This window comes from Streptomyces laculatispora (assembly GCF_017353455.1).
GTDB lineage: Bacteria > Actinomycetota > Actinomycetes > Streptomycetales > Streptomycetaceae > Streptomyces > Streptomyces laculatispora.
Map to the genome: position 1 here is coordinate 1 of NZ_JAFMPZ010000136.1, position 11,415 is coordinate 11,415.

General features: G+C 69.9%; 11 protein-coding genes, 1 pseudogene and 1 riboswitch. Of the genes and pseudogenes, 10 read left to right on the top strand and 2 right to left on the bottom strand.

Annotated elements, in window-relative coordinates; all coding sequences use genetic code 11:
* The 9 genes and pseudogenes from J1C73_RS08120 to J1C73_RS08160 all read left to right on the top strand — a co-directional run.
* Positions 1–405: pseudogene (locus J1C73_RS08120) on the top strand (mannose-1-phosphate guanyltransferase); the annotation flags it as partial.
* A 155-nt stretch (positions 406–560) separates the two neighbouring features.
* On the top strand, positions 561–1,484 hold the full coding sequence (locus J1C73_RS08125) for a DUF881 domain-containing protein (RefSeq protein ID WP_207315748.1): 924 nt from the start codon (positions 561–563) through the stop codon (positions 1,482–1,484).
* Positions 1,481–1,813 (top strand): small basic family protein, encoded by a 333-nt coding sequence (locus J1C73_RS08130; RefSeq protein WP_003970459.1) that lies wholly within the window; start codon positions 1,481–1,483, stop codon positions 1,811–1,813. The genes J1C73_RS08125 and J1C73_RS08130 overlap by 4 nt, the downstream gene beginning before the upstream one ends.
* A 5-nt stretch (positions 1,814–1,818) precedes the next feature.
* On the top strand, positions 1,819–2,610 hold the full coding sequence (locus tag J1C73_RS08135) for a DUF881 domain-containing protein (RefSeq protein ID WP_207315749.1): 792 nt from the start codon (positions 1,819–1,821) through the stop codon (positions 2,608–2,610).
* Between the two features lie 190 nt (positions 2,611–2,800).
* The gene (locus tag J1C73_RS08140) at positions 2,801–3,580 is read left to right on the top strand and encodes an FHA domain-containing protein (RefSeq protein WP_123468183.1); all 780 of its coding nucleotides are present in this window, start codon (positions 2,801–2,803) and stop codon (positions 3,578–3,580) included.
* 17 nt (positions 3,581–3,597) lie between these two features.
* Positions 3,598–4,341 carry a transcriptional regulator FtsR gene (ftsR, locus tag J1C73_RS08145; RefSeq protein WP_207315750.1) on the top strand — a complete coding sequence of 248 codons (744 nt, stop codon included), beginning with the start codon at positions 3,598–3,600 and terminating at the stop codon, positions 4,339–4,341.
* Positions 4,342–4,394: 53 nt separating this feature from the next.
* Positions 4,395–4,868 carry a bifunctional nuclease family protein gene (locus tag J1C73_RS08150; RefSeq protein WP_006123076.1) on the top strand — a complete coding sequence of 158 codons (474 nt, stop codon included), beginning with the start codon at positions 4,395–4,397 and terminating at the stop codon, positions 4,866–4,868.
* A 168-nt stretch (positions 4,869–5,036) separates the two neighbouring features.
* Positions 5,037–5,654, top strand: a complete 618-nt coding sequence (locus J1C73_RS08155) for a MerR family transcriptional regulator (protein ID WP_207315751.1) — start codon at positions 5,037–5,039, stop codon at positions 5,652–5,654.
* Positions 5,655–5,747: 93 nt separating this feature from the next.
* Complete coding sequence (locus tag J1C73_RS08160; protein ID WP_207315752.1) at positions 5,748–7,223, top strand: DNA polymerase IV; 1,476 nt, start codon at positions 5,748–5,750, stop codon at positions 7,221–7,223.
* On the opposite strand, the gene J1C73_RS08165 is transcribed toward J1C73_RS08160, so the two are convergent.
* Positions 7,148–7,516, bottom strand: coding sequence for a PRC-barrel domain-containing protein (locus tag J1C73_RS08165; RefSeq protein ID WP_207315753.1), 369 nt, complete (start codon positions 7,514–7,516; stop codon positions 7,148–7,150). The two genes, J1C73_RS08160 and J1C73_RS08165, sit on opposite strands and share 76 nt — an antisense overlap.
* Before the next feature lie 114 nt (positions 7,517–7,630).
* A riboswitch (glycine riboswitch) is annotated at positions 7,631–7,727 on the top strand.
* A gap of 194 nt (positions 7,728–7,921) precedes the next feature.
* Here J1C73_RS08165 and gcvP point away from each other — a divergent pair.
* Positions 7,922–10,807, top strand: coding sequence for an aminomethyl-transferring glycine dehydrogenase (gene gcvP / locus J1C73_RS08170; protein ID WP_207315754.1), 2,886 nt, complete (start codon positions 7,922–7,924; stop codon positions 10,805–10,807).
* A 97-nt stretch (positions 10,808–10,904) separates the two neighbouring features.
* Here the strand turns inward: gcvP and J1C73_RS08175 are convergent, their stop codons facing one another.
* Positions 10,905–11,111 carry a DUF5999 family protein gene (locus J1C73_RS08175; protein ID WP_123468171.1) on the bottom strand — a complete coding sequence of 69 codons (207 nt, stop codon included), beginning with the start codon at positions 11,109–11,111 and terminating at the stop codon, positions 10,905–10,907.
* Positions 11,112–11,415 lie beyond the last annotated feature (304 nt).

Here is an 11,415-nt window from a genome sequence, read left to right on the forward strand (position 1 = left end):
ATCTTCGGGGGAGACGGGCGGGGCGGCTTCATCGTTCCGGAATTCAGCAGCGTCTTCGACGGCTCTGCCGCGTTCGTACGGCTGATCGGGCTGGTGGCCAGGACGCAGCTCACGCTCAGCCAGATCGATGCGCGCATCCCGCGTGCCCACGTTCTGCGCCGTGATCTGGCGACACCGTGGGCCGTGAAGGGGCTGGTGATGCGCCGGGTCGTCGAGGCTGCCGGAGACCGTGATGTCGACACGACGGACGGTGTGCGGGTCGTCGAGGCGGACGGTCGCTGGGTGATGGTGCTGCCGGACCGGGCCGAAGCGGTCACCCATCTCTGGGCGGAAGGGCCGGACGACGCCTCGGCGCAGGCCCTCCTGGACGAGTGGTCGGCGATCGTGGACAGCGCAGGTAAATGAGGGGTCGGGCCACCGCGACGGCGGACGAACGCCGTCGCGGTGGCCCGACGGTCCGCGGTTCCCGCGGGCGGGCCGCAGCGCGCCGGCCCGAGCTCCCAACGCATCGGTGCGGGGCCATTCGGCGGTAGCACCTGCGACGTGCGACGATGTGCGGCATGTCGCAGCAGCCCCCCGATCGGAGTACGGCCTCGCCGCCCACGCGCCCCGACGCGTCCATGTCGCTGCTGACCAATGTGATGGACCACAGCCTGGACGACGGATACGCCGAGGCATCGGCTCGTCGCAAGGCCGACGGCCGTGCGGGTATGCCCCGGACCCTCAAGGCGAAGCTGGGATTCGCGGCATGCCTGGTGCTGGCCGCGCTCGTTGTCACGCTGGGCGCCGCGCAGGCACGGGTGTCGGCACCGGTCCTCGCCAAGGAACGCGAGGAGCTGATCGACCGCATCGACGCGGAGACCGCTGCGGCCGACACTCTCGAGGCACAGGTCGAAAAGGTCCGCGACGATGTCGGCAGACGTCAGCGCAAGGCGCTGGAGAAGCACGGCGGGGACCAGACGGAACTGGTGGCTCTGCTCTCCGGCGCGACGCCCGTGTACGGTCCCGGCGTGAAGCTGGTCGTCGACGACGCGAAGGACACCGACCAGGGCGGCGGCGGGCCGCGCGAGACCAGCGGCTTCTCCGACACCGGACGGGTCCGGGACCGGGACATGCAACGGGTCGTGAACGGTCTGTGGCAGTCCGGTGCCGAAGCGATCGCCATCAACGGGCAGCGTCTGACCGCCCTGTCGGCGATCCGCGCCGCGGGCGACGCCATACTGGTCGACAACAAGCCGCTCGTGCCGCCGTACTCGGTGCTCGCGGTGGGGGACGGGAAAGAGCTCAGCGCCGCCTTCCGCGACAGTGCCGACGGCCAGTATCTGCAAGCGCTGAAGGACACCTTCGACATCAGGACCAGCATCTCCGTCCAGGAGAAGGTGAATCTTCCGGCCGCCCCGAGCCTGATCGTACGAACAGCAGAGCCATACAAGGCCGCAGACACCGGCAGTGGTGCGGCAGATACAGGGAAGGGCACATCGTGATCGCCGTACTGGGCCTCGTCGTGGGAGTCGTGGTCGGACTGTTGGTCCGGCCCGAAGTGCCGGCGGTGGTCGAGCCCTATCTCCCGATCGCCGTCGTGGCCGCCCTCGATGCCGTCTTCGGTGGCCTGCGCGCCATGCTCGACGGCATCTTCGTCGACAAGGTGTTCGTGGTCTCGTTCCTCTCGAACGTGGTCGTGGCCGCCCTGATCGTCTTCCTGGGTGACAAGCTGGGCGTCGGCGCCCAGCTCTCCACCGGTGTGGTGGTCGTCCTCGGCATCCGGATCTTCTCCAACGCCGCCGCCATCCGTCGGCACGTCTTCCGGGCCTGAGGCCGATGAGCAACGACGAAGAATTCACCAGCGGCCGGGAACAGCCCGGTGAGCGGCCAGTGGACGCTCCCAAGGAGCTCAACGGACGCCGGCGGCTGATCGACGCGCTCTGGCCGCCACGGGTCACCCGCGCCCAACTCATCGTCGCGGTGCTGCTGTTCGTCCTCGGCCTGGGGCTTGCCATTCAGGTGCGGTCCAACAGTGACAACAGCGCTCTGCGCGGCGCGCGCCAGGAGGACCTGGTCCGCATCCTCGACGAGGTGGACGACCGTTCACAGCGGCTGGAGGACGAGAAGCAGCGCCTGGAGGACCAGCGCACGGAGCTGGAGAACAGTTCCGACCAGGCGGAGGAGGCCCGCAAGCAGACGGTCGAGAAGGAGCGTCAACTCGGCATCCTCGCGGGCACCGTGGCGGCGCACGGCCCCGGGATCACCCTCGCGATCAACGACCCGGGCGACGCGGTGGAGGCGGACAAGCTGCTCGATGCGCTCCAGGAGCTTCGGGCAGCCGGCGCCGAGGCGATCGAGGTCAATGGAGTGCGAGTCGTGGCCAATACATACTTCTCCGGCGAAGGCGGTGCCATCAAGGTCGACGGGCGGAAGATTTCGGCTCCGTACGTCTTCAAGGTCATCGGCAAGCCGCAGGATCTGGAACCGGCGCTGAACATCCCGGGCGGCGTGGTGCAGACGCTGGAGAAGGAGCAGGCCACCGTGCATGTGTCGCAGGCCGACGACATTGTCGTGGACGCCTTGCGACCGGCCGAGCGGCCTGACTACGCTCGGTCGTCGACCCAGTGAACCCGGGACGCGTGGGCGTCGGGGGACACAGGCAGAAGGTTGCGGGGGGTCGCCGCATCGTAATCGTGGTGCGTGGTGGAAACTGTCGAGTGGATACGGACGTTGTGAAGATGTCCGGGTCGGCAGGTGTGTTCATTCAGGGTTCGTCCTGCCCCACGGGCGGGTCTGTTTCGGTCAAGGGGAATCGCCCGTGAAGTTGTTTGGGAAGTTGTTCGGCAAGAGCGCACGCGATGAGGCTGCCCGCCATCGCGCGCCGCGCCATGGTCAAGCCGACGAGCAGGGCTCCGAGCGCCCGCTCTTCCGCGATCAGGTGACAGGTTCGGGGGGTGACAATTCGGGCGCGTCGTCTGTTGACCCTGCCGGTCCCGGCCGCATAGGTTTCGGAGAACCGTCAACCTCTAGTGCGGGTGGAGGGTTCGCCCCGAGGCAGGAGGGTTCGTCCATGCCGGTCTGTACGAGGTGCGGGCACCGCAATGCCGAAGCCAGTCGGTTCTGCTCCAACTGCGGCGCGCCGCTGAGGGGCGGGGTTCCCGAGCGGGCCTCGGAGACGACGTCGACCATCTCCATCTCGGGCCTTGAGGCGTACGAGGCGGAGGCGACCGGTCAGACGTCCGCGCCGTCGCTCTCGCCCGAGGCCCAGGCCGCTGTGGACGCCCTGCCGCTCGGCTCGGCGCTCCTGGTGGTGCGGCGCGGTCCGAATTCGGGCAGTCGCTTCCTGCTGGACGGCGAGCTGACCACGGCCGGCCGCCACCCGCAGAGCGATATCTTCCTCGACGACGTGACGGTCTCGCGCCGCCACGTGGAGTTCCGCCGGAGTCCCGACGGCAGCTTCACGGTCGGGGACGTGGGCAGCCTCAACGGCACGTACGTCAATCGTGAGCGCATCGACTCCGTCGCGCTGTCCAACGGCGACGAAGTGCAGATCGGCAAGTACCGGCTGGTCTTCTACGCAAGCCAGCGGGCCATCTGACCCGTCAGGGAAGGTCCATGCTGAGAACACCGACGGGCGGTGCCGGAAACGGCACCGCCACCGCCGACGACCGCCCGATGAGCATCGGCACGGTGCTCCTGCAACTGCGGGACCAGTTTCCCGAAGTCACCATCTCCAAGATCCGCTTCCTGGAGGCGGAGGGCCTCGTGGAACCGCAGCGGACGCCCTCCGGCTACCGAAAGTTCCGCCCCGCCGACGTCGAGCGGCTCGCTCAGGTGCTGCGGATGCAGCGGGACCACTATCTTCCGCTGAAGGTCATCCGCGAGCACCTGGACGCCGTCGCCCGGGGCGAGCAGGTGGCCCTGCCGGCTCCGGAAGGCGAGCGTCACCTCACCGACGGCGGCTGGACCGGCGGGCCGGGCCGGGCCACGGCCGCCCGTATCGGCCGGGCCGAGCTTCTCGCTGCCGCGGAGGTCAGCGAGAGCGACCTCGACGCGTGGGAGTCCTACGGCCTGGTCGTTCCGACGGCCGACGGCGGGTACGACGCCGAGACGGTCACCGTCGCCAGGCTTGTGGCGGATCTGGGCCGATTCGGTCTGGAACCGCGGCATCTGCGTGCCATGCGAGCGGCCGCGGACCGGGAGGCCGGACTGATCGAACAGGTCGTCGCACCACTGCGCCGGCACCGGAATCCGCAGACCAGAGCCCATGCCGAGGCTACTGCCAAGGAGCTCGCGGAGCTCTCTGTACGGCTGCACTCGGCCCTCGTGCAGACCGCGCTCCAGATCAGACTCCACTGATCCCTGTGGGCCCCGACTACCCAAACCTGCCGAGCACGTCCTAGGGTTGCTGTGTGAACGAGCTCGACGTTGTGGGTGTCCGGGTGGAAATGCCCTCCAACCAACCGATCGTGCTCCTGCGTGAAGTGGGAGGCGACCGGTACCTCCCCATTTGGATCGGTCCTGGTGAGGCGACCGCGATCGCCTTCGCTCAGCAGGGCATGGCTCCGGCCAGGCCGCTGACCCATGACCTCTTCAAGGATGTGCTCGAGGCCGTGGGCCAGGAGCTCACCGAGGTCCGGATCACGGACCTCCGAGAAGGGGTCTTCTACGCGGAGCTGGTCTTCGCGAGCGGAGTCGAGGTGAGTGCGCGGCCGTCCGACGCCATAGCACTCGCCCTGCGCACCGGAACGCCGATCTACGGCAGTGACGGGGTGCTCGACGACGCGGGAATCGCGATTCCCGACGAGCAGGAGGACGAGGTGGAGAAGTTCCGCGAATTCCTCGATCAGATCTCGCCGGAGGACTTCGGTACGAACAGTCAGTGACGTCCCGAGGGGCTCGCCGTCAGCGCATCCGACAAGCCTTTCCCGGCCGAGGGGCACGGGAAACCACCCTCAGGGTGATTATCACTCGGCGTGCCGAGTGTGGCGATCGTTGACGCACCCCGGGTGACTGCCTACCTTCGAGTGGGCAGGTCAAGGACGGAGGTCGGCGTGAGAAGCAGCGGCGACGGTGCGGCAGTGGGTGGGCCGTATCCGCAGCAGGGGAGTACAGCCGACCAGACCATCAGGCAGCCGGCTGTGCCGGCTGCGGTGGCGGGGGACGGCGTGGCATCGGCCAAGGGCATCGGCTATCGCGGGCCGACGGCGTGCGCGGCGGCGGGGATCACCTATCGGCAGCTCGACTACTGGGCTCGCACGGGCCTCGTCGAGCCGAGCGTCCGTCCGGCCTATGGATCGGGCACACAACGGCTGTACAGCTTCCGGGACGTCGTCCTGCTGAAGATCGTGAAGCGCTTCCTCGACACCGGGGTGGCCCTCCAGAACATCCGGACCACGGTCCAGCACCTCCGGGACCGCGGTTTCCAGGACCTGGAACGCATGACGCTGATGAGCGACGGAGCGACCGTCTACGAGTGCTCCTCGCCCGCCGAGGTCGTGGAGCTTCTCCAAGGGGGTCAGGGCGTCTTCGGAATCGCCGTGGGGGTGGTCTGGCGGGACGTCGACGCCGCGCTGTCGCAGCTGCACGGGGAGCGGGTGGACACCGGCGAGACGCTGGTCGGGAACAACCCCGCCGACGAGCTCGCCCGACGGCGCAACCGGGCCGGCTGAGCGGGTGCGAGGCCGGCCGGGCCCGGGGTTTCCCGGGCCCGAGGGCGGTTGCCGCCCGGCGATTGTCAGTGCCGTAGGGCAGCATCGGTTGATGTGAGAGCCGCGCCGACCATCCTGCATCTGGACATGGATGCCTTCTACGCCTCTGCGGAGCAGGCGGCGAAGCCGAGTCTGCGTGGCAAGCCGGTCGTGGTGGGCGGGCTGGGGCCCCGCGGGGTCGTCGCCACCGCCTCGTACGAGGCCCGGCGTTTCGGGGTCCACTCGGCGATGCCGATGGCGCAGGCCCGACGGCTGGCGCCGAACGCCGCCTATCTGGTGCCGCGCTTCTCCCTGTACCGAACCGTGAGCGACCAGGTCATGGAGCTGCTGGGCCGGCTGTCGCCGCTGGTGGAGCCACTGAGCCTGGACGAGGCCTTCGTCGACCTGGAGGCAGGCGGCACCGCGGACGACACGGCCTCCGCACTGGCGATCGGTGAGCAGCTGCGCGAGGCGATCGAGGCGGTCACCGGACTCAGCGGCTCCGTCGGCCTCGCGGGCTCCAAGATGCTGGCCAAGATCGCCTCGGAGGAGGCGAAGCCCGACGGGATCCTGCTGATAGCACCGGGCACCGAGCGGGATCTGCTCGCACCCATGCCGGTCCGCACGCTGCCCGGCGTCGGGCCGGCCACCGCGGACCATCTGCGCCGCGCCGGGATGACCACGGTGAACGACCTGGCCGAGGCGGGCGAGGCGGAGCTCGTACGGCTGCTGGGCAAGGCGCACGGCGGCTCACTGCACCGGATGGCGTCCGGCCGGGACGACCGGCCGGTCGTCGCCGAGCGCGACGCGAAGTCGGTCTCGGTCGAGGACACCTTCGACACGGACCTGCACGACCGGGTCCGGGTCAGGAGCGAGGTTGAGCGGCTCGCCGACCGGTGCGTCCAGCGGCTGCGGGCGGCGGAGCGCTCGGGCAGGACCGTGGTGCTGAAAGTGCGGCGGTACGACTTCTCGACCCTGACCCGCTCCGAGACGCTGCGCGGGCCCACCGACGACCCCACGGTGGTCCGGGAGGCCGCGGCACGGCTCCTGGAGTCCGTGGACACCACCGGGGGAGTGCGGCTGCTGGGGGTGGGCGTCACCGGGCTCGCGGACTACACCCAGGAGGACCTGTTCGCGCAGGCGGCCGACGAGCGCACCGCGGCCGGGCTCGCCGCCGCCGGGCCGGCCGACAGTGCGGAGGCCGGAGCGGACGCCGGTACGGACGACGGCCGGCCGGAGCCCGGGGAGCCGGACCCGGAGAGCGCCGAGCAGCTCGCCGCCCGGCGCTGGCCGGCCGGACACGACGTACGGCACGACACCCATGGCCACGGCTGGGTGCAGGGCAGCGGCGTCGGCCGGGTGACGGTGCGCTTCGAGGAGCCGGAATCGGCGCCCGGCCGGGTGCGTACGTTCCGTATCGACGATCCGGCACTCCGGCCGGCCGATCCGCTGCCGCTCGTGCGGGACCCGGTCGACTACTCGTCCTGGCCGGCCAGCCTGCCGAAGTCCCGGTCCGGGCCGGTCTCCTCGGGCAGGGAGTCCAGACCGTAGTGCCGGTAGAGCTGGAGCTCCTGTTCCGGCGAGAGATGCCGGCCGACCCCGAAATCGGGCGCGTCCTTGATCAGCGCACGGTCGAAGGGGACGCGCAGCGTGTCCTCGACGAATTCGCTGGGTTCCAGCGGGACGAAGGCATCCCGGCTGAACAGTCCGGTGCGTACGGCCGCCCACTCCGGCACGCCGGTCGCGTCGTCGAGGTACACCTCGTCCACGGTTCCGATCTTGGTACCCTCGCGGTCGAATGCCTTGCGGCCGATCAGGCTGCGCGGATCGATGTCGGTCTGCACGGTCCCTCCCACTGGTCGCGGCTACTCCACAGGAACCACAGAAGTGCAGATCCGTGGGGTTGGCCACTCGAGAATTCAGCCGGGAACCCCGCTGGTAGGCTGGGAGACGGCTGCTTACCCCGTGCGGGAGAGTCCTCCGGAGCAAATCCGGAGGCGCCGAAGGAGCAAATCCTCCCCGGAATCTCTCAGGCCCCCGTACCGCACGGACGAGGTCACTCTGGAAAGCAGGGCGGGTTCCGCACGGCCGTGTGCCGAGGTGGATCCCTCCCTCACCGACGGTGAAAGCCGGTGCGCGCAGTGGGCACCGGTGAAGCTCTCAGGTTGAGATGACAGAGGGGGAGGCCGTTCGGGCACCCCGCGCCGTGGTGCCCCTCGCAGGTCGTGACAGACCAGGAGGCCTCCACCATGACCCCCCGTCGCACTTCGCTCTCCCAGCTGGAACAGGGAATCCCGTTCGAGCAGCGTCATATCGGTCCTGACGCCGCGGCGCAGGCGAAGATGCTCGCCCAGGTCGGTTACGGCTCGCTCGACGAGCTCACCGCGGCCGCAGTGCCCGATGTCATCCGGAGCGCCGAGGCGCTCCAGCTGCCGACGGCCCGTACCGAGGCCGAGGTGCTGGCCGAACTGCGTGCGCTCGCCGACCGCAACCAGGTGCTGGCCCCGATGATCGGGCTCGGCTACTACGGCACGTTCACCCCGCCGGTGATCCTGCGCAACGTGATGGAGAACCCCGCCTGGTACACGGCCTACACGCCGTACCAGCCGGAGATCTCCCAGGGCCGCCTCGAAGCCCTCCTGAACTTCCAGACGATGGTCGCCGACCTGACCGGGCTGCCCACCTCCGGTGCCTCGCTGCTCGACGAGGGCACCGCCGCCGCCGAGGCGATGGCGCTGGCACGGCGTGTCGGCAAGGTCAAGAACGGCGTCTTCCTGGTCGACGAGGACGCCCTTCCGCAGACCGTCGCCGTGATCCGGACCCGCGCCGAACCGACAGGTGTCGAGGTCGTCGTCGCCGACCTCACCGACGGCATCCCGGCCCAGATCGCCGAGCGCGGCGTCTTCGGCGTGCTGCTGCAGTACCCGGGCGCCTCCGGAGCCGTGCGCGACCTCAGGCCCGTCATCGAGCAGGCCCACGAGCTCGGCGCGATCGTCACCGTGGCCGCCGACCTGCTGGCGCTCGCCCTGCTCACCTCGCCCGGCGAGCTGGGCGCGGACATCGCGGTGGGCACCACACAGCGCTTCGGTGTGCCGATGGGCTTCGGCGGACCGCACGCCGGCTTCATGGCCGTGCGCGAGAAGTTCGCCCGCAGCCTGCCGGGCCGCCTGGTCGGCGTGTCCGTGGACGCGGACGGCAACAAGGCCTACCGGCTGGCCCTCCAGACCCGCGAGCAGCACATCCGCCGCGAGAAGGCCACCAGTAACATCTGCACCGCTCAGGTGCTGCTCGCCGTGATGGCCGGCATGTACGCCGTCTACCACGGTCCGGACGGGCTGCGGACGATCGCGCGGCGCACCCACCGCTACGCCGCGATCCTCGCCGAGGGCCTGCGCGCCGCCGGCGCCGATGTCGTGACCGGCTCCCACTTCGACACGCTCACCGTCCGGGTCCCCGGCCGGGCCGCGGAGGTCGTCGCCGACGCCCGCGAGCGCGGCGTGAACCTGCGGCTCGTCGACGCCGACCTCGTCTCGCTCGCCTGCGACGAGACCACCACCCGTACGGAGATCGCGTCCGTCTGGGCGGCCTTCGGCGTGAGCGGTGACATCGAGGCACTGGACGCCACGACCGTCGACGCGCTGCCCGAGCAGCTGCTGCGGACCGACTCCGTACTGACCCACCCGGTCTTCCACCAGCACCGTTCCGAGACCGCGATGCTGCGCTACCTGCGCCGGCTCGCCGACCGCGACTACGCGCTGGACCGCGGCATGATCCCGCTCGGCTCCTGCACCATGAAGCTGAACGCGACCGCCGAGATGGAGTCGATCACCTGGCCCGAGTTCGGCGCGCTGCACCCCTTCGCGCCGGCCGAGCAGGCCCAGGGCTTCCTGACGCTCATCCGCGAGCTGGAGGAGCGTCTCGCCGAGGTCACCGGCTACGACGCGGTCTCCATCCAGCCGAACGCCGGCTCGCAGGGCGAGTTCGCGGGGCTGCTGGCCGTCCGGGCGTACCACCGTGCCAACGGTGACGAGGGGCGGACCGTCTGCCTGATCCCGTCCTCCGCGCACGGCACCAACGCCGCCAGTGCCGTGATGGCCGGTATGAAGGTCGTCGTGGTGAAGACCGCCGACGACGGTGAGGTCGACATCCAGGACCTCCGCGCCAAGATCGAGCAGTACCGCGACGAGCTCGCCGTGCTCATGATCACCTACCCGTCGACGCACGGTGTCTTCGAGGAGCACGTCGCCGACATCTGCGCCGAGGTGCACGACGCGGGCGGTCAGGTGTACGTCGACGGCGCCAACCTCAACGCGCTGGTCGGTCTCGCCAAGCCGGGCCACTTCGGCGGCGACGTCTCGCACCTGAACCTGCACAAGACCTTCTGCATCCCGCACGGCGGCGGCGGCCCCGGCGTCGGCCCGGTCGGTGTGCGCGCGCACCTGGCGCCGTACCTCCCGAACCACCCGCTGCAGCCCGCCGCCGGTCCGGAGACCGGGGTCGGCCCTATCTCGGCGGCTCCGTGGGGCTCGGCAGGCATCCTGCCGATCTCCTGGGCGTACGTACGCCTGATGGGTGGGGAAGGCCTGAAGCGTGCGACGCAGGTCGCCGTACTCGCGGCCAACTACGTCGCCAAGCGGCTGGAGCCGCACTACCCGATCCTGTACAACGGCCCGGCCGGACTGGTCGCGCACGAGTGCATCGTGGATCTGCGGCCGATCTCCAAGGCGACCGGCGTCAGCATCGACGACGTGGCCAAGCGGCTCATCGACTACGGCTTCCACTCGCCGACCATGTCGTTCCCGGTCGCGGGCACGCTGATGATCGAACCGACCGAGAGCGAGGACCTCGCGGAGCTGGACCGCTTCTGCGACACGATGATCGCCATTCGCGCCGAGATCGAGAAGGTGGCCTCCGGCGAGTGGGGCGCGGACGACAACCCGCTGGGCAACGCCCCGCACACGGCTGCCGCGCTGGGCGGCGACTGGGCACACGGCTACAGCCGTGAGGTGGCGGTCTTCCCGGCCGGAGTCACCGCCGCGGACAAGTACTGGCCGCCGGTGCGCCGGATCGACGGTGCGTTCGGTGACCGCAACCTCGTCTGCTCCTGCCCGCCGCTGGACGAGTACGACAACTGACGACACCGACGACATGGTCGTCGTCGTGTGAGGCGGAACTGCGTCGGGGCCGGTTCGGAGATCTCTCCGGGCCGGCCCCCGTTCGTACCTGCCGCGGTCAGGCGGCGTTCATCACCCGGCCCGTTCCCAGCGGCCGGTGCGGCGCGATGATCTGGCCGTCCGGGAGCAGCTCACCGGTGTCCTCGAAGAGCAGGACGCCGTTGCACAGCAGGCTCCAGCCCTGTTCCGGATGGTGCGCCACCAGGCGGGCGGCTTCCCTGTCGGCTGAGTCGGCTGTGGGGCAGGGTGGCTGGTGCTGACACATGGCTGGGTTCTTTCGCTGCGTTGAGTTGAGTGTCCTGCGGCTTGATGAGGTGTTCATGGCCGCCCCCCGTATCGATCGGTCCGGTCCCAGTGTTGCCCCACGGGCGTCAATCCGCAGGGATTTCGCGGCAGCGCTTCATCTCCTCTCATGACGCATCACCCAGCCGGACGGTTCAACGCAACTGCCCTGTCAATTCGGGTGGTTCGGGGTGGCCGGATGGGGCTAGTCCGGATGGGGCGCGAATGCGCCCCCGCAGTACTGTGCCCCGCCACCGGAATCGGCGGCGGGGCACAGTGAAGTGGGG